Origin of the sequence: Caballeronia sp. NK8 (assembly GCF_018408855.1) — a bacterium.
Taxonomy (GTDB): Bacteria; Pseudomonadota; Gammaproteobacteria; order Burkholderiales; family Burkholderiaceae; genus Caballeronia.
Window position 1 is genome coordinate 851,257 of the sequence record NZ_AP024325.1, and the last position, 17,798, is coordinate 869,054.

The 17,798-nt window shown below is 63.2% G+C and carries 13 protein-coding genes; 2 read left to right on the plus strand and 11 right to left on the minus strand.

All coding sequences use genetic code 11. The features are described 5' to 3' along the window. The first annotated feature begins 11 nt into the window (after positions 1-11). Positions 12-3,977, plus strand: coding sequence for a type VI secretion system membrane subunit TssM (gene tssM, locus NK8_RS29215; protein WP_213231576.1), 3,966 nt, complete (start codon positions 12-14; stop codon positions 3,975-3,977). A gap of 15 nt (positions 3,978-3,992) precedes the next feature. Here tssM and NK8_RS29220 read toward each other — a convergent pair whose 3' ends face one another. Together NK8_RS29220 and NK8_RS29225 are read right to left on the minus strand one after the other, a co-directional pair. Further along, positions 3,993-5,201 (minus strand): benzoate/H(+) symporter BenE family transporter, encoded by a 1,209-nt coding sequence (locus tag NK8_RS29220; RefSeq protein WP_213231577.1) that lies wholly within the window; start codon positions 5,199-5,201, stop codon positions 3,993-3,995. Between the two features lie 72 nt (positions 5,202-5,273). Further along, complete coding sequence (locus tag NK8_RS29225) at positions 5,274-6,599, minus strand: MFS transporter (protein WP_174258147.1); 1,326 nt, start codon at positions 6,597-6,599, stop codon at positions 5,274-5,276. Positions 6,600-6,965: 366 nt separating this feature from the next. Here NK8_RS29225 and NK8_RS29230 point away from each other — a divergent pair, with 366 nt between their 5' ends. Beyond that, the gene (locus tag NK8_RS29230; RefSeq protein ID WP_061178122.1) at positions 6,966-7,412 is read left to right on the plus strand and encodes a MarR family winged helix-turn-helix transcriptional regulator; all 447 of its coding nucleotides are present in this window, start codon (positions 6,966-6,968) and stop codon (positions 7,410-7,412) included. Here the strand turns inward: NK8_RS29230 and NK8_RS29235 are convergent, their stop codons facing one another. From NK8_RS29235 to NK8_RS29275, 9 genes are all read right to left on the minus strand, one after another. Then, a complete protein-coding gene (locus NK8_RS29235; protein ID WP_213231579.1) occupies positions 7,413-9,008 on the minus strand; it encodes an MFS transporter in 1,596 nt (531 codons plus the stop codon). 13 nt (positions 9,009-9,021) lie between these two features. Beyond that, complete coding sequence (locus NK8_RS29240) at positions 9,022-9,645, minus strand: isochorismatase family protein (protein WP_213231581.1); 624 nt, start codon at positions 9,643-9,645, stop codon at positions 9,022-9,024. A gap of 18 nt (positions 9,646-9,663) precedes the next feature. Beyond that, the gene (locus NK8_RS29245; RefSeq protein ID WP_213231583.1) at positions 9,664-10,698 is read right to left on the minus strand and encodes a 2,5-dihydroxypyridine 5,6-dioxygenase; all 1,035 of its coding nucleotides are present in this window, start codon (positions 10,696-10,698) and stop codon (positions 9,664-9,666) included. Further along, entirely contained in the window at positions 10,685-11,533 is an 849-nt protein-coding gene (locus NK8_RS29250) for an alpha/beta fold hydrolase (RefSeq protein ID WP_213231585.1), read from the minus strand. The genes NK8_RS29245 and NK8_RS29250 overlap by 14 nt, the downstream gene beginning before the upstream one ends. Positions 11,534-11,544: 11 nt before the next feature. Further along, the gene (locus tag NK8_RS29255; RefSeq protein WP_213231587.1) at positions 11,545-12,297 is read right to left on the minus strand and encodes an Asp/Glu racemase; all 753 of its coding nucleotides are present in this window, start codon (positions 12,295-12,297) and stop codon (positions 11,545-11,547) included. Between the two features lie 18 nt (positions 12,298-12,315). Beyond that, on the minus strand, positions 12,316-13,281 hold the full coding sequence (locus tag NK8_RS29260; RefSeq protein ID WP_213231588.1) for an amidohydrolase family protein: 966 nt from the start codon (positions 13,279-13,281) through the stop codon (positions 12,316-12,318). Positions 13,282-13,350: 69 nt separating this feature from the next. Next, on the minus strand, positions 13,351-14,541 hold the full coding sequence (locus NK8_RS29265; RefSeq protein ID WP_213231589.1) for a 2Fe-2S iron-sulfur cluster-binding protein: 1,191 nt from the start codon (positions 14,539-14,541) through the stop codon (positions 13,351-13,353). Positions 14,542-14,551: 10 nt separating this feature from the next. Beyond that, a complete protein-coding gene (locus NK8_RS29270; RefSeq protein WP_213231590.1) occupies positions 14,552-15,388 on the minus strand; it encodes a xanthine dehydrogenase family protein subunit M in 837 nt (278 codons plus the stop codon). Then, positions 15,385-17,790: a xanthine dehydrogenase family protein molybdopterin-binding subunit gene (locus NK8_RS29275; RefSeq protein ID WP_213231591.1), complete on the minus strand. Its 2,406-nt coding sequence runs from the start codon at positions 17,788-17,790 to the stop codon at positions 15,385-15,387. The genes NK8_RS29270 and NK8_RS29275 overlap by 4 nt, the downstream gene beginning before the upstream one ends. Positions 17,791-17,798: the final 8 nt, after the last annotated feature.

Here is a 17,798-nt window from a genome sequence, read left to right on the forward strand (position 1 = left end):
CGGATTCAAACATGAAGAAGTTGTTGTCCTTCCTGGGTTCGCGCTGGTTTCTCGCGACCATCGCGCTCATTCTGCTCGCCCTTGGCGTGTGGTTCATCGGCCCGTACGTGGCATTTGGCGGCCTCAAGCCGCTCGAGAGCGTCGCGCTGCGCGTGACGGTGATCGCGCTGATTCTGTGCGGCGTGCTGCTGTGGCTCAAGGGCTTTTCCACCGCCGTCGTGTTCGGGGCGCTCCTGTGCCTTCTGATCTGGTATGCCGCGCCCTTGCTGAGCTTCGGAGAATCCAGGCCGCTCGCGCCGGTCGAGGCACGCGTGATCGCGATCAGCGTCGTCATCGCCGTCTTCGTGGCGTGGGCGTTGTATTGGGTATGGGGCCGCATGCGCAGCGATGAGCAGTTCCTGAAAAAAGCGCTCGCCGTCGACAGGAAAGACAAATCGCCCGCCGCCGCGCAATTGAGGGCGCTCGAAGTCCGCATGAAAGAGGTACTCGGGCGGCTGAAGTCCATGCGTACGAGCGCACGCGGCGTCGGCCGGCTTTTTCAGGGCACGCGATACCTGTACGAACTGCCTTGGTACATCACGCTCGGCGCCGCGGGATCGGGCAAGACCCGTGCGATCCTGAACGCCGGGATCCCAACGCCCAACGGCAACGCCCGTGGCTTCGCGCAGTCAGCCGCGTCATCGGGTACGGCGGTGAACTGGTGGCTCACCAACGAAGCCGTGTTCATCGACACTGCGGGCTATTACACGCACCTCGGCAAATCGACGCATTCGCTACCTTCTCCCGGGGACGCCGCGAGCGTCCAGTCGCTCCCGACCAGCACGGCGTTCGACGAAGTATTGCAACGCCGCAACGCCGATAGCGACGAATGGCTCGGCTTTCTGGGACTGTTGCGCCGGCATCGTCCTCGTGCGCCGATCAATGGCGCGCTGCTCACGATCGATCTCGGCACCCTCACCCACCCGAGCCCGACCGTGCGCGAAACCGAGGCTGACGCGCTGCGCATGCGTCTGGCCGAACTGCGCGGCACCTTGGGTATCCGCTTTCCGATCTACCTGATCGTCACGCAGATGGACCGCCTGAGCGGTTTCTCGGACTACTTCGCGTCGCTGACCGAGGAGAATCGCGCGCAGATATGGGGATTCACCTTGCCGCTCGCGTGTGCATCGCTCGAAGATCGATGTGCGGAGGAGTTGGCGCGCCTGTCGGAGCGCGTCTTCGCCGGAGTCAACACGCGCCTGGAAGACGAATACGATGTCGAGCGCCGCTGCCGGCTTGCGGCCTTGCCCGAGGCGTTCTCCGCACTCATCGCACCCTTGTCGGATGTACTGGCGCATCTGTTCGTCGAATCGCGCTATGACAACACCGAGCAGCACACGATGTTGCGCGGCGTATATTTCACCAGCGCCACGCAAGGCGACGTTGCGCACGTGGCGGAGCCGCTCACGATCATGCAACGACTCGGCACGGGCGTGAAGCGCGGGTTCGCGACCGATGCGGTCTCCGCCACGGCGAGCAAGAGCTACTTCCTGCGCGACGTGTTCAGGAAGGTGATCTTTCCAGAAGCGCATCTCGTGCAACCCAACTTGCGCTGGGAATATCGTTTCCGCCTGCTTCGCCTCATCGGACACGCACTGGCGGTGCTGCTTTTCGTCTGGCTCGCGGTGGCGCTGCACGTGAGCTTCGGCAACAACAGCGACTATCTGCAGGCGATTGCCCGCAAGACGCAGTCTCTGTCCACGAAAATCACGCAACTGTATCGCGATCCCAAGCCCGACGCCGTGCCCGACGCCCTCACCGAAGCCCGCTATTTGCCGGCGTGGACCGGCCTCGATCTCACGAACCCCGATGCCAGTTTCCGCTACGGACTGTATGTCGCGCCGGGTATCGTCGACGTGAGCGGCGAGACGTATCGTGCGCTCGAGAACAATCTGCTGGTGCCGCAGATCGTGCATCGCATCGAGGCAGTGCTCGAGCAGTCCATCGCCAGTCAGGACACGAAATCGGCCTACGACGCATTGCGCGTCTATCTGATGCTCTACGACCGCGCGAGATTCAACGGCGGTGAAATCAAGGCATGGGTCCTCGGCGACTGGGCGAAAACCGACAGCGCGTCGATCTATGGCGGCCGCGCATCGATGCTCGGTCATCTCGAGCAGCTATTCTCGGGTGAGCACATCGTTCAATCGCCGCTCATTCGCAACGATGGATTGATCGAGCGCGCCCGCGTTTTTCTCGATGCGAGCAACGGTACGCAGCGCCTTTACGATCGCGCCAAGGCCGCGATGCAACAGGACGCTCCCGACGATTTCACGCTCTTGCGCGTGGTTGGGCCTCAGGCCGGGACGTCGTTCACGCGCGCGAGCGGCGCGCCATTGTCGCGCGGCGTGCCGGGCATTTTCACTTTCGACGGCTATCACAATGTCTTCGACAAACGCCTCTCCGAATTTCTGCAGACGGCGCGCGAGGACGATGCATGGGTAATGGGGCGGCCGTATCTGTCCAACTGGTCGGGATCACTGCACGCGGCTCAAAAAAAAACGCTTGAGTTCGCAAAGACCGCAACGGGCGCCGACGATGCTTTGACGGATGCGGTCCGCCGTCTCTATCTGACGGAGTATGCGCGGCATTGGGCCGATTTCCTCGGTGACGTCCGCGCGGTGACGGGATCGAGCCTCAGCTTCAATCTGCAGATCCTGCGCCAGTTCGCGGCGCCCGATTCTCCGCTTGCGCGCCTCGCGCTCGCGGCAGCGCGCGAGACCACGCTTACGAAGACGTTGACGACTCAGGACAGCACGCTGATCGATAAAGTCGACGGCAAGCTGACAGAGAAAGCGAAAGCCTTGGGCATTCGCGCGCAAGACAGGGTGGAACGGGAACTCGTCGATGACCGTTTCGCGGCGCTGCGCGAGATGGTGACGGGCAATGCTCAAGCCCGCGCGGAAGGACAGCCGCAAGCCGCGCAAGCCGGAAAAACCGGACTCGATGGCGTAACGACGCTGCTCAACGACGCGTACACCGCCTTCACCATCGCCGACAACGCGCTGGCCAACAATAGCCTGCCTCCCGCGAACGATGCCTCCGCGAAGCTCAAGATGGCCGCCAACACGATGCCCGCGCCCTTTCGCGACGTGTTGCTCGGGCTTGCGACACAAGGCTCGCGCGATGTGAATCAGGGCGTGGGCCAGTTGCTTTCGCGCCAGACGCAGGCGGCCGTCGGGGACGCATGCCGTCTGGCGGTCGAAGGTCACTACCCGTTCGCACCACAGAGCACGCGCGATATCAGCATCGACGATTTCACGCGCATGTTCGCCCAGGGCGGCCTGTTCGACGATTTCTTCACCAAGAATCTCGCGCCCTTCGTCGATACGTCTTCGCAGCCGTGGCGCTACAAGACACTGCCCGGATCGACCGAACCGGTGCAAGGCCCGGATCTCGAACCGTTCCAGCATGCGCAGTCCATCCGGAACGTCTTCTTCGGCGATCAAGGCAAGCAGCTCGCGTGGAAAGCGGAGCTTCGCGTGCCCGAGCTCGATCCGACCATTCTCAGCCTTGCCATCGACATCGATGGCCAAAGCACGTTGTATCAGCACGGACCCGTCACCCCGCTCAAGATCAACTGGCCCGGCCCTCGCGGCGGCGTGCATGTCGAGATCACGGCAAATCCTCGAATTCGCGCGGATACGTCGACGATTGCGGTCGATGGGCCGTGGGCTCTGATGCGCCTGATGAGCAAAGGCCAGATCGTGCAAACCGCCACGGCGGGTCGCACGCGCGTCGTATTCGACTTCGACGGACGCAAGGCTGCGCTGGACATCGCCAACAGCGGCAGCGTCGCCAATCCCCTGACGAGCGACGTGCTCACGACGTTTCATTGTCCGAGCACGGTTGCCCTCTTCAACCTCGTCGACAGCGGCCCACCGCCGGGCTTGCCCGCCGCATCGACCGCGCCGCATGCGCCCGACGCCGTCCGATGAAAGGACCAAGGTCAGCTACGCACGGGCGGCGCCGGCATGAGGCTTCTCGATCCCATAACAAACAACACACCCCGCGACCACGCCCCAGAACGCCGCACCCACGCCGAGCAAAGTCACATCGCTCAACGTGACCACGAACACGATCATCGCGCTGAGCGGCAGCGCCGACCGAAACGCCGCGACGAAGGCTTTCTCCAGCACGCCCATCATCGCGAGCCCGGCGAGAATGGCGATATACGCACCAGGCAGACTCGCCAGCAGAAACACATACGCGGTCGAGAACACGCCGATCGCGACGCATATCACGCCCGCGATCAACGCGCCGATGTAATGCCGCCCATGCGTGCCGCCCGACACGAGAATGGCGTTGCTCGGCCCCGCCAGCACCGAAGGACAACCGCCGAACGGCGCGGTGATCGCGGTCAGCACGCCGCTGTAGATCGTCACCATCCGCAACGACGTGCCGTACCCCGACGCACGCGTCACCGCAATGCCTTGCGCGTTCTGCACGAAGAGCACGGTGATGAGCATCGGCAGCAGCAGTTGCGAGATCGCGTGGATATCGAAGCGCGGCGCGACGAGCGCGGGCGTAGCTGTCCAGACGCCGCCGCCATGACCCGGCAACTGAAAGCCGGTGGCGAACAGAATCGCCGCGCCCGTCAGCATCGCGCCGATCAGCGGCGGAAGCGGCGCGGCGTTGCGCCGTTCGAGCCACATCAGCCCGAAGAACGTCAACAGCATGCCGGCGCCGATGAGCGGCGCGGCCACGCTCGAATGCACGACAGCCAGCACGTATTTGATGAAGAGTCCGGCGATCATCGCCATGACGACGGGCATCGGCACCCATCGATCGAGCAGCGCGACCAGGTTCGTCACGCCGAGCACGAGCAGCACGACGGCGCAGACGAGATAGGTGCCCACCGCCGCGCCGAAGCCGTATTGCGCGATCACCGGCGCGGCGAGAATCGCGCCCGGAATGGTCCAGAGAAAGAGCAAGGGCTGACGCATCTTCCAGCTGATCGCGATGCTTGCGAGCCCGTTGATGCCGATCGACGCAAAGAGCCACGACGAGGTCTGCGCCAGGGTCAGGCCGCCTTCGCGCGACGCGGCCATGATGATCGCGACCGGGCCAGTCGCCGAGAAGCTCATGCTCGCCAGTGCAAGCGAGAAGTACAGAAGCCATGAGCGGCCGATGCCGCCCCTGGATGCGTCGCCAACAGACATGAATAGCGCCCGGACAGAAACGATCCCGCAACGCTTTCGATGCGGGATCGCGAAAGGATCAAACGCCCGGCATCAATGCGCGGCCGTTGCGTCGGCATGCACGGGCGCACGCCAGAGAAGGCCGATGATCACGCCGAGCACGCAAAGCGCGCCAATGTACCACGCAGGCGCCATCGTGATGCCCTGCCGGCCCACCAGGAACGAGGCGATGGCGGGCGCCGTGCCGCCGAAGATCGCATAGGCGGTGTTGTACGACAGCGCGAAGCCGGTGAAGCGCACTTCGGGCGGAAAGCTTTTCACGATGATGTACGGCCCGAGCGTGATGGTCCCGATCAGGAAGCCGCCGAGGATATAGAGCGTCCATACCGACTGGCTGCCCGAGGCCAGACTCATGTAGAACGCACCGCACACGAGCAGCATCGCGACACTGCCGATCGCATACGCGCGGCCGCCGCCGATCTTGTCCGCCGCCCATCCCGCGAGCGTGCTGCCGAGAATCAGGCCGAAGATCGACCACGAATTGTTGGTGAACACGTCCTTCGCCGGAAAATGGAACTGCGATTGCAGGAACGTCGGCGTATAGAGGAAATACAGCACGAAGATGCCGGAGAACACCCACGTCGCCAGCAGCGAGACGACTATCGCGCCGCGATGTTCCTTCAGCACCACCGCGAGCGGCAGACGCGCATCGGCTTCACGCTTCGCGCGCAGCGCCTCGAACACCGGCGTTTCCTGCAGATAGCGGCGCAGATAGACCGAGATCAGACCGAACACGCCGCCCGCGATGAACGGCAGACGCCAGCCCCAGGTCTTCAGTTCCGCCGGATCCATGTTGCCGATGAGGAACTTCGCCGACAGCGCGCCGAGCAGGATGCCGGTGCACAGCCCTGACATCAGCAGGCCGCACGCGAGACCGACGCGATCGCGCCGCACATGCTCCGAGCAGAAGATCCACGCGCCCGGCACTTCCCCGCCGACGGAAAGCCCCTGCAGCACGCGGCACAACAGAAACAGCAGCGGCGCGACGATACCGAGCATCGCATAGCTCGGCAGCAAACCGATGAGCAAGGTCGGCGCGGCCATCAGGAACAGGCTCAACGCGAACATCTTCTTGCGGCCGATGCGATCGCCGAAGTGCGCGAAGAAAATGCCGCCGATCGGCCGCACGAGATAGCCCGCCGCGAAGATGCAGAACACTTCGAGTTGCGCGAGCCACTCGGGTGTCTGCGGCGGGAAGAACACGGTCGCGAGCAGCTTCGTGAAGAACACCGCGACGATGAAATCGTAGTACTCCAGCGCACCGCCGAGCGACGCCAGCATGAGCGTCTTGATATCGTTGCGCGACATCGACCGCCCATGAATGGCGACGTCGTCCGTCTGTACAGGGGTAGAACTCATCTTTGGCTCCAGACTCTGAGTGAGGTGACGTTTAACGCATTCGCCATTTAATCAGCATGCTGATTATTCGTGCGCTTGCTGGCTGCAAACGCATGAGCAGATCCGCTCTGATACCTGCGCGACGCATCGTTCTGTTGACTTCGTGTATTGACTTCCATCATTGACTTATTGCGCTCTTGGCATCAGCATTTCGTCAGTACGCTGATAGATAGCTTTGTATCCGGAAAAAATTGGGAGCGCAACTGTGATTGCACCTACAATCTCTAATCTCCCGTGTGACTTGAACTTCTTCGAAAAAGGTTAAGGATGGGCACCGTTGCTGAGAAAAAATCTGCCGTTTCCGATAGCGGCATCGAGACCGGACACTTGTGGCAGCGCCCGGGATTTCTGATCCGCCGGCTCAACCAGATTCACATCGCGCTGTTCTTCGAGTGCTGCAAGGACTTCGCCATCACGCCGGTGCAATACGGCTTGCTGACGACGCTGAGCGAGCGGCCCGGACTGGATCAGACATCGCTGTGCGCGGAAGTCGGCGTCGATCGCACGACGATGGCCGACGTGCTGCGCCGACTCGAGGAGCGCGGGCTCGTCAAGCGCGAGCCTAGTCCTCACGACGGGCGTCTCAAGATCGCGAACATCACCGCGAAAGGACGCCGCACGATGAAGGACATGTACGGCAGCATGCGCGAAGCGCAGGTGAGATTTCTGGAGCCGTTGAGTGCGGAAGATCGCGTTCATTTCGTGCGCATGATGATGAAGCTCGTCGAGGGCAACAACCAGTACGGCCGTACATCGCTCAAGCATTTCGACTGACTACTGCGTGATGTCGCGGCGATACGTTTCGGGCACGAACAGCGTACCGACCGCGAACGACACGAGCGCGATGACGATCGGATACCAAAGCCCGAAATAGACGTCGCCGCGCGCGACCGCCATCGCGGACACCACGAACGGCAGCATGCCGCCGAACCAGCCCGAGCCGAGATGGAACGGCAACGATAGCGACGTATAGCGGATGCGCGCCGGAAAGAGTTCGACCATGAACGCGGCCATCGGTCCGTAGACCATCGCGAGATACAAGAGCAGTAGCCACATCAGGAAGACGACCATCGGGGCGTCGATTCTCGCGGGGTCTGCGTGCGCCGACCAGCCGGACGCGATCAACGCCTTCTCCAGTTCATGTTTGTCGCTGCCGTGCACCACGGTCGGGCCGATTTCCGTCGATGCCGCTTCGCCCGCTCGCAACGGCGCCCGACTGTACGAAACGCCCGACGCACTGAGAAACGAACGTATGCGGTCGCACTCCGTCACCGGCGCGGAGAACAGCGTGAAGCGGCAATCGTCTGCGCGAATCGTCACCGGTGCGCGCTTCTGGAATGCTTCCAACTGTGGATTCGCATAGTGCGTGAGCGCATGGAAGATCGGTTGCGTGGTTGCGGCGAGCAACAGGCACGCGAGCATCATGATCCATTTTCGTCCGACGCGATCCGACAGCCAGCCGAACACGAGATAGAACGGAAACACCGCGATCAATGCGATCGCGAGAAAGAGATTGACCGTGTTTGGCGCGACCTTCAACGTGTTCTGCAGGAAGTACATCGAATAGAAGTGACCCGTGCCGAACACGACTCCGACGCCGGATGCCGTGCTGAACAGCATGATCAGCACGTACTTCAGGTTCTCCCATTTGCCGAAGCTCTCCCCTATCGGCGATTTCGACAGGCGGCCCGTCTGCTTCATGTCGCGAAACGTCGGCGACTCGGCGAGCTTCGTGCGCAGATAGACCGAGATCGCGAGCAGCACGATCGATACGAGAAACGGCATGCGCCAGCCCCAGCTCCGAAACGCGGCTTCGTCCATCGCGGCGCGGCTGATGCTCACCGCCGCGATCGATGCGAGCAGGCCGAGCGTCGCCGTGGTCTGCAGTGAACTCGTGAAGAAGCCGCGACGCTCCGCGGGCGAATGCTCCGCGAGATAGGTCGCCGCGCCGCCCGTTTCGCCGCCGAGCGCGAATCCCTGCAACAGCCGCAGCGCGACCAGCAAGACCGGCGCGATCATGCCGATCTGCTCGAACGACGGCAACAAGCCCACACCGATGGTCGCGACGCCCATCAGCACGATCGTCGCCATGAACGTGTACTTGCGGCCGATGCGGTCGCCGAGCCTGCCGAAGAACAGCGCGCCGAGCGGCCGCACGAGAAAGCCCGCGCCGAAGGTGGCGAGGCTCGCGAGGAAGGCGACCGTATCGTTGCCGCTCGGAAAGAACAAGGTGCTGAACGTGCCCGCCAGCGCGGCGTAGATATAGAAGTCATACCATTCGAGCAACGCACCGAACGAGGACGCGATGATCAGCGTGAATTCGTGACGCGTGACTACGCGGTGCGACCGCTCCGAAACAGACGTGGCCATGTTGATCCCATGATCAAAGATCCTTGAGCAGTTCGAGCGCTTCGTCACGCGTCATCACGGCCGCATACTTCTGCGCCATGTCGAACAGATTCGCGTCGTGCGGCGCGATCGCGCGATCGCCCACGCAGTCCGACAGCACGAACGGACGGAAGCCGTACTGCATCGCGTCGACGACGGACGATCGCACGCAGCCGCTCGTCACCGCGCCCGCGATCACGAGCGTGCGCACGCCGTGTTGCGTGAGCCACGCCGCGAGCGATGTGCCGAAGAACGCCGAGGGCACCGTCTTGCGCACCACGAGTTCGCCCTGCTCCGGCTTGAGTTGCGGCACGATGGCGCTGTCGTGCGAATCTTCCTTCAGCGCTAGCAGGCCGGGCACTTTCATCGTGAAGACGTTGTGATCGGCGTCGTCATCGGCGAAGACGATACGGCTGTGCGCGATCGGCCAGCGCTTCGCGCGCGCGTGCGCCAGCAATGGAATCGTATGCGCTATTGCCTGCGCAATATTGCCGCCGCCGAACACCTCGGGATTCGCGAAGCCGTTCACGAAGTCGACGATCAAAAGACCGACCGGCGCTTTCGGCTCCAGCGTCGAGCCGAAGCTCTGGCGTTTGTAGGTTTCGATATCGTGGGACATGTCGATGTTTTTTAATCGTTAGCGATCGAGAACCACGCCATCGCGCACGACGGGTTCGCCGTCGAGAAAGACATCGCAATGACGCAGCGGAATGTCGATATGGCAAGTCGTCGTGCGGCTGCCGCCTGCTTCGTTGTTCGGGCCGAGCGAAAACAGGAAGTTGCCTTCGAACGCGCGCGCATCCATGCCGATGGTCGCCTCGCGGTCATACAGTCCGAGCGTCGACCAGTGCGCGCGCGGCTGCAATCCCCAGCCGATATGCGAGATCGCATACGCTTCGGGATCGTTGAAGGTGGCCATGTATTCGCTGAGCAGTTGCGCATCGACGCCGCCTTCGATACGCGTCGCATAGCCGCCTTCGACGGTCAGCTCGATGCGCTCCTGCGCGTAGCTCTTCTGCGGCAGCAGGATATCGCCGCGATCGATCACGATGCGGCCATGCGCCCGGCCATCGTTCGGAAACGTCAGCGCGAAGCCGCTCGGCCAATGATCCCAGCGACCGGGTTCATCGACGAAACCGTATTCGGCAATCGGTTCGAATTCGCCCAGCGGACAATGGAAATCCGTGCCCGCGGCAGACACGATATGCATCTCCTTCGCGCGCGCGATGCGCGCCTGCGCGGCGAGCACGCGTTCACGATCGGCGGGTGTCGGCACGAGGCGCGTGAGCACTTCGGGCGGTTCCACCGCGAGCAGAATCTTCGTGCCGGTCTTGAGAATATCGAGTTGCTCGGGCGAGAACAGCAAGGTCATCAGATCGAGTACGAGATCGCTTTCCTTCAACGCGGCGATGGCGGCGCGATTGCCGGTCAAGGGCGTCGTGCCGAGATAGGCGAGCGAATCGCGGCTCAACGCCTTCTCGCCGTTGACGGGCGGCAGATCGAGACGATTGACGATCGCGCCCATCGATTGCGTCGCGATCAGCGCGGTCGAAAGCGTTTGCGGATGCGTCGATGCGCTCGTGAGAATGGTCACGGTCTGCCCGGCTTCGAGGCGCGAGAGCTTGAGCACCTGAGTCCACGCATCGACCATCTGATAGTCACTGACGGGCATGCTTGCCTCCTTCATCGAGCGGCGGCACGGATGCGCCGAGAAAATCGCCGAGCGCCGCATGAAAGCCGGCTTCGTCGTCCCAGGGAATCATGTGGCCTGCGTTCTGCACAGGCGTATGAACGAGATGCGGCACGAGCGTACGGATTTCGTCGACGTCGGTATCGCGCACGACATCGCCTCTGCCTGCAGTGACGAGCAACGCGGGCATCGCGAGATACGGAAGATCGGCGTGGATGTCGTCGGTGTGGAAGCCTTCGAAGCTCGCGCGTATCGCGCGTTCGTCGCAGGTATGCAGCCATTCGGCGCGCAAGGCGAGTTGCGCTTCGGTCCATGTCGGACAGAAGGCGCGCATCGCCTCGGCGCTCATGCCCTCGCGCGACTGGCGAATCGAATCGACATACCACGGCAACTGCGACGGATAAGGACGGCGCCCCGGACCCGAAACGGGCGGATCGATCATCGCGAGACGCGTCAAGCCGGCTGGCTTCGAACACGCCGCGCGAATGCCGATGCGCGCGCCCATCGAGTGGCCGACGACGCTGTAACGCTCGAATCCCAATGCAGTTGCGAACGCGATCAGATCGGCGGCTTGCGCATCGAGACTGTAATCGAGCGCATCGGATGCCGACGACAATCCACGCCCGCGTACGTCGAGGACATAGACATCGAACACCTTGCCGAGATGCTCCGCGACGAATCCCCAAGTGATCGCAGGGCTCGTGATGCCCGGGACGATGATCACCGGATCGCGTCCCGGTCGCTCGTCGCCATAGCGCAGATAATGCTGGCGGATGCCGTTCGCGTGAACGTTGCCGCCGTATCGATAGGTCGACATGCGCGCCTCGCTCAATAAGCGCCGGACAGCAGTGCGCCCGCGCCGGGCACGACCGCTTCGAGCCCGAGTTGCTTGAGCATCGCGTAAGTCGTCGCAACGGCGGCGGTGACGACCGGCTTGCCCGTCATCGCCTCGACCTTCGCGATGACCGGCAGCGACGGCATCTGCACGCAGGCGGACAGCACGATGGCATCGGCTTCCTGATAGCGCATCGACATGACGATCTCCGGCAGCCGGCTCGGATCATGACGGCCGACATCGAGATTGTCGGGAATTTCGAGCGCGCGATAATCGATCACGTCGTAGTCTTCGTTGCGGATATAGTCGACGACGAGTTCCGTCAGCGGCAACATGTAAGGCGTGACCACCACGACACGCTTCGCGCCGATCACCTTCAGGGCATCGACGAGCGCGCCCGCACTCGTGATGACAGGCGCCTCGCCGCCGTTCTCAACCGTGCGCTCATGCAGGCGCTTTTGCGACACGCGATGGTAGCCATGCCCCATCGCCATGATCGCGACAAGACACGCATAGCCGAGCACATCGACGCGCGCATCGGAAAGCTCGACGGCGCAGCGGTCCGACTCCGCGTCCATTGCGGCGAGTTCTTCCTTCACGACCTTTTTCATACGCATGCGGCTCGAATGAAACGTGAAGCGCTCGGGGCGGATCGTCTGACGCGCGAGCAGCATCGCGGGAATCTCGGTCTCCATCGTCGTGTTCGAACTCGGCACGATCTGGCCGATGCGATAGGTCTTCGTCATGTGTTGCTCCATGTATGTTCAAAGGCGGAAGATTCGTTCGGCGTTGCCGTGACAGACGAGCGCGCGCGTGGCGTCATCGAGCGGCGCGCGTTCGATGAATTCCGCCGCGATCTCGGTGGACTCATACGGATAGTCGACGGAGAACATCACCGCCTGCGCGCCCATTTCGCCGATCGCGCCCATGAGCGCGGGCGCGGAACACACGCCCGACGTCGTGATCAGGATGTTCGTGCCGATGTATTCAGAAGGCGCGCGTTCGAGGCTCACGCCATGCGAATACACCGCGAAGCGGCTGTCGAAGCGCCAGCGCAGATACGGCAGGCCTTCACCCATGTGACCGAGAATGATCTTCAGATTCGGGAAGCGGTCGAACACGCCGCTGAACAGCAGGCGCAATGCATGACTGCCGGTTTCCACGCCCCAGCCCCAGGTCGCGCCCGCGAGTTCGAGATGACCGTCGAGCACGCGCGGATTCACGAATGCATCGGTCGGATGCAGATACAGCGGGACGTCGAGTTCCTGCATCGTCGCCCAGAAGGGGTCGTAGGCGCGATCGTCGTAGTAGACGCCGAGCGTATGACCGTTGACGAGCGCACCCTTGAAGCCGAGTTCGCGAACGGTGCGCGTCAGTTCATCCGATGCCGCTTTTGCGCCATGCATCGGCAGGGTCGCAAAGCCGCCGAAGCGCGCGGGATGACGCGCAATCTGCTGCGCGAGAAAGTCGTTGCTCTCTTTCGCGCGGCTGATCGCGAGCGCGGCATCGGGTTCGCCCTGCACGCTCGGACCCGTCTGCGAAAGAATCGTATAGTCGATGCCCGCGCGATCCATTTCCACGATGCGCTGTTCATCGAAATCAGTGAGACGCGCGGCGAGATCGCGCAACACTTCGGGCGCGATATGCTGCGTGAAACTCTTCGAATAACCCTGAAAACCCGGCGTGCTGAAATGCTCTTCCAGGGCGATCTTGCGAATCCGCTTTGTCATTTGAACTCCAGTTGATCAGTAGACTGACGATATAGCCGAACGACGCGCCCGTTAGCGCGCCATCCTGGCTCAACCGCCCTTGCCGAATAGCTGTTTGATGCGCCCCCAGACGACGCTCCATACGAGGCTGCCCGCATTGAATTTCGCTGACGATGCCGCCGCACCCGCCTCGGGCGCCGCGCTTCCGCCAAGCTGCGCCGTGATGCGCGCCCCGAAATCCGCGATCATGCGGCGCACGAAATCCTTCACGAGCCCCGAACGTGAAAACTGCGCGAGCGGCCCTTGCAGCATGTATTCGAGCGTGACGGCCACACGCGTCTCGTTGCCGCCCGCTTCGCTCGTCAATGCATAGGTGACGTCGCCGTTGGCGCGCGACCGGCTGATGTTGTCCTGCCCCGCGCCGCGCATGACGGCGCGATGCGCGGCGTCGTCGCGTTCGAGGCGCGCCGCGCCCGCGAAGTTCGCGGACATCGGACCGAACTTGATCGCAATTCTGCCCTTCACGCTTTCGCCGTCGTGTTCGACCAGTTCCGCGCCGGGCAAGCATGAAGTGACCGAAGGCAGATCGCCCATGAAGGCCCACACCTTGTCGAGTGCGAAGGGCACGACGAAGCTGTCGTCGATCGCGGTCCAGCCCTTGCGAAGCGTCGCGGGCTGATCGGTCGATGCAACGCTTGCAGCCACAGGTGCTTGCGGCGCGCTGGCCGGCGCGGCCGCGAAGGTTTGAAACGCGGGCGCCGAGGTCGTTGCATCGCTGACAACTGCGCGCGGCACAGGCGCTTCTGCGATCGGATTCGCTTTCAGATCGGCGAGCACCGATTTGATCGCCGCGACGATGCCCATATAGCCCGTACATCGGCACAGATTGCCGGACAGTTCGAGCCGGATGCGCGCTTCGTCGGCATCGGGAATGCGCCGCGCGATATCGCGCGCCGTGATCAGCATGCCGGGCGTGCAGTAGCCGCATTGCAGGCCGTGATATATCGAGAAGGCATGGCGCAGACGCTTCATGAGTTCGTCGTCGTCGAAGCCTTCGATGGTGCGAACCTTCTGCTGATCGCACGCGACCGCGAAGGTGATGCACGAGCGCACCGGCTCGCCGTCGACGAGCACGGTACACGCGCCGCATACGCCGTGCTCGCAGCCGAGGTGCGTGCCGGTCAGGTTGTGCGTGTCGCGAAGAAAGTCGCCGAGATGCAGGCGCGATTCGACATCGCTGCGCACGGAACGGTCGTTGATGTTGAGTTCGATGACGGACATTGCAGTCTCTTTAAACTGTATTCGCGCTCGACACGCCGAACGCCTGCGCAAGACAACGCTCGAGCGCCGCCGTATGAATCTGCCGGTCGATGCCGTCCGCGTTGGGCATCGCGCCTGCGACGGCCTGCGCGAGCGCATCCTCTGTGGCGGCTGCCGGCCCGCGCTGCGCTATCTGTCGCGCAAGTTCGTCGAGCGCGGTCGGCGGGCCGTCGAGCGCGCCGAGCACCACGCGTGCGAGTCCGGTGCGCGCATCGAAAGCGGCAGCCGCGCTCGCGTGCGGAAATTCGCCGGTCTTGCGGCAGAGTTTGTAGTAACCCCAGCGCAGCGTCGGGCCGAGCTTCGGCAACAGCACCGTGGTGATGATCTCGCCGTCTTCCAGCAGCGTCGTGAATGCGCCCAGCATGAAGTCGCCCGCGCGCACTTGCCGTGTCGCGCCGGCCTTCGACAGTTCCAGACGCGCATCCAGCGCGGACAGCGCAAGCGGCCAGTCGGCGGCGGGATCGGCATGGGCGAGACTGCCGCCGATCGTGCCGCGATTGCGGATCGCGCGATACGCGATGCCGCTCGCCACATGCTGCATGAACGGATGACGCAGGAGCGCGTGCTTGCCGTCTTCTATTTCAGCATGCGTCACTGCTGCGCCGACGCGCACGAAGTCGCCCGCTTCGGACACCGTGCGCAGATCGGCGATGCGCGATACATCGACGACGCGGCCCGGCCGTGCAAGACGCAGGTTCAGCATCGGGCCCATCGACTGGCTGCCCGATATCGGCTTTGCGTCCTTCAGTTCCCTGAGCGCGTCGGCCAAGGACGCGGCTTTCACATACTCGAATGCAGCGGCTTTCATCCCGCCACCTCCTGCCTCAGTTCTTCCTGGCTGGTCGCCTTGCTGGACTTCGCCGCTTCGATCGCCGCAAGCAGACGACGCGGCGTCAAGGGCGTTTCCGACACGCTCGCACCGAGCGGCGTGAGCGCATCGTTCACCGCGTTGAAGAGCGCGGCGGGTGGCGCGATCGCTCCGCCCTCGCCCACGCCTTTCGCGCCGAACTCCGTATATGGCGAAGGCGTTTCCATGTGGATGATCGTGAGCGACGGCAGCTCGGTCGGTCCCGGCAACATGTAGTCGGCGAGTGTCGATGTAAGCGGCTGCGCGTTGTCGTCGTAGAGCGTTTCTTCGTAGAACGCGGTGCCGATGCCTTGCGCCGTGCCGCCGATCGTTTGCCCCTCGACGACCATCGGATTGATCATGCGGCCGCAATCCTCGACGATCACGTAATCGAGAATTTCGACATCACCGGTCTTCGTATCGACGGCCACTGCCGCCGCGTGCGTCGCGTAACTGAATGCGCCGCTATCGACTTTCGGCTTGAAGCCTTGCGTCGCTTCCAGTCCGGCGAGATTCACGCCGGCGGGCAAACGCTCGGGACGCAGATACCACGCCGATGCGATCTCCTGAATCGTCACACGCCCGCTTGCGCCGATCACCTCACCGTTCTCGAAACGCACGGCGTCCTGTTCTTCACCGAGCAAATGCGCGCCGATGAACAGCAGACGCGGCACGAGTTCGCGACACGTCGTAGCGACCGCGCCGCCCGCCATCACGATGCTGCGCGATGCATACGTGCCCGTCGAATATGGCGTGAGCGCCGTATCGCCATGCACGACCTTGATCTTTTGCAGCGGCACGCCGAGCACTTCGTTCGCGATCTGCGCGAGCGTGGTTTCCATGCCTTGCCCGTGCGAGTGAATGCCCGCCCGCACTTCGAGGCCACCGTCCGCGGTGATACGCACGGTCGCGAGATCGTAGCCCGGCACGACCGGCAATCCCCACGACGCGAACACCGCCGTGCCGTGCGCGGATTGCTCGGTGAAGGTCGCGAAGCCGATACCGACGAGACGTCCATCTTTTTCGCCCGCCTTCTGCCGCGCGCGCCACTTCGGCACATCGAGTTGCGCCACTGCGCGGCGCAGGCTTTCCTGGAAATCGCCGCTGTCGTAGTGCTTCTTCACGACATTGGTATAGGGCATGTCCGCGCCGCGCACGAGATTGTCGTGACGCACTTCCCACGCTTCCCGGCCGACGGCGCGCGCGATCGCGTCCATCGTCAGTTCGATCGCGAAGCACACGCCCGTGCGCGCGACACCGCGATACGGCAGGAAGCCCGGCTTGTTGGTCGCGGCGCATTGCGTGCGGCATCGATAGCCCGAGAAATCGTAAGGCCCCGGCAGATTGCCGAGCGCCTGTCCCGTTTCCAGACCGATCGTGAAGGGCCACGCCGAATACGCGCCGCCGTCGATCAGAAGCTGTGCGTCGAGCGCGAGCAGCCGGCCCGTTTTATCGGCATACGCGGTGAGTTCGTAATGATGCTGACGCGAGTTCGCACCGGCGATCAGATGTTCGCGGCGATCCTCGATGAAGCGAAACGGCTTGCGGTACTTGAGCGCGAGCCACGCAATGCACAGCTCTTCCTGCTGAAGCACGCATTTGTAGCCGAACGCGCCGCCGACATCGGGCGAGATGACGCGCACCTGTCCGTGCTCGATGCCGAGACACTGCGACAGCACCGTGCGGATCATGTGCGGCACCTGCGTCGACGTGATGACGACGAGTTGCGAATGCGTATGATCCCAGTAGGCGAGCACGGCCTTGCCTTCCATCGGCACCATGCACTGGCGTGCGAGATCGACCTTCTGTTTCACGACGACAGGCGCGTCCTTCGAACGTGCGTCGAAGTCGACATCGGCCTTGAGGTCGAGAAAGAGATTGTCGGTCCAGTGATCGTGCACGCGCACATCGGTGCGTTCGCGTGCGGTGAATGCGTTTGCGAAGGCCGGCAGTTCGTCGAGATCGAGCTCGATTTCCTCGGCGATATCCTCGGCCTGCGCACGCGTCTTCGCGAAGCACATCGCGACCGGCTCGCCGACGAAACGCACCTTGCCCGACGCGAGCGGCGGATGCGACGAAGGCTTGTAGCTGGGCAGGCTCGAATCCGCGACGATATCGGTCGCGCCCTGCATGTCGTCGCGCAGGATCACCTGCTCTGCATACTGTTCCGGCTTGCCGATACGCACGATACGCGCATGGGCGACGGGGCTGCGCAGGAACGCGACTTCCTGCAAATCCGGAAACGTATAGTCGGCGACGAACTTGCCCTTGCCGTGCAGATGCCGCTCGTCTTCGCGGCGTCTGACGCGCGCGCCGACGCCCCCGCTTTCGGCCGGCGCTTCCATGTGTTCGGTGTGACTCATGCGCTCTC

Bases quoted from the DNA above. Each gene is read 5' to 3' on its own strand.
- NK8_RS29265 (WP_213231589.1), bottom strand. From the start codon at position 14,541: ATGTCCGTCATCGAACTCAACATCAACGACCGTTCCGTGCGCAGCGAT.
- NK8_RS29250 (WP_213231585.1), bottom strand. From the start codon at position 11,533: ATGTCGACCTATCGATACGGCGGCAACGTTCACGCGAACGGCATCCGC.
- NK8_RS29270 (WP_213231590.1), bottom strand. From the start codon at position 15,388: ATGAAAGCCGCTGCATTCGAGTATGTGAAAGCCGCGTCCTTGGCCGAC.
- NK8_RS29240 (WP_213231581.1), bottom strand. From the start codon at position 9,645: ATGTCCCACGATATCGAAACCTACAAACGCCAGAGCTTCGGCTCGACG.
- NK8_RS29260 (WP_213231588.1), bottom strand. From the start codon at position 13,281: ATGACAAAGCGGATTCGCAAGATCGCCCTGGAAGAGCATTTCAGCACG.
- NK8_RS29245 (WP_213231583.1), bottom strand. From the start codon at position 10,698: ATGCCCGTCAGTGACTATCAGATGGTCGATGCGTGGACTCAGGTGCTC.
- NK8_RS29220 (WP_213231577.1), bottom strand. From the start codon at position 5,201: ATGTCTGTTGGCGACGCATCCAGGGGCGGCATCGGCCGCTCATGGCTT.
- tssM (WP_213231576.1), top strand. From the start codon at position 12: ATGAAGAAGTTGTTGTCCTTCCTGGGTTCGCGCTGGTTTCTCGCGACC.
- NK8_RS29225 (WP_174258147.1), bottom strand. From the start codon at position 6,599: ATGAGTTCTACCCCTGTACAGACGGACGACGTCGCCATTCATGGGCGG.
- NK8_RS29275 (WP_213231591.1), bottom strand. From the start codon at position 17,790: ATGAGTCACACCGAACACATGGAAGCGCCGGCCGAAAGCGGGGGCGTC.
- NK8_RS29235 (WP_213231579.1), bottom strand. From the start codon at position 9,008: ATGGCCACGTCTGTTTCGGAGCGGTCGCACCGCGTAGTCACGCGTCAC.
- NK8_RS29255 (WP_213231587.1), bottom strand. From the start codon at position 12,297: ATGACGAAGACCTATCGCATCGGCCAGATCGTGCCGAGTTCGAACACG.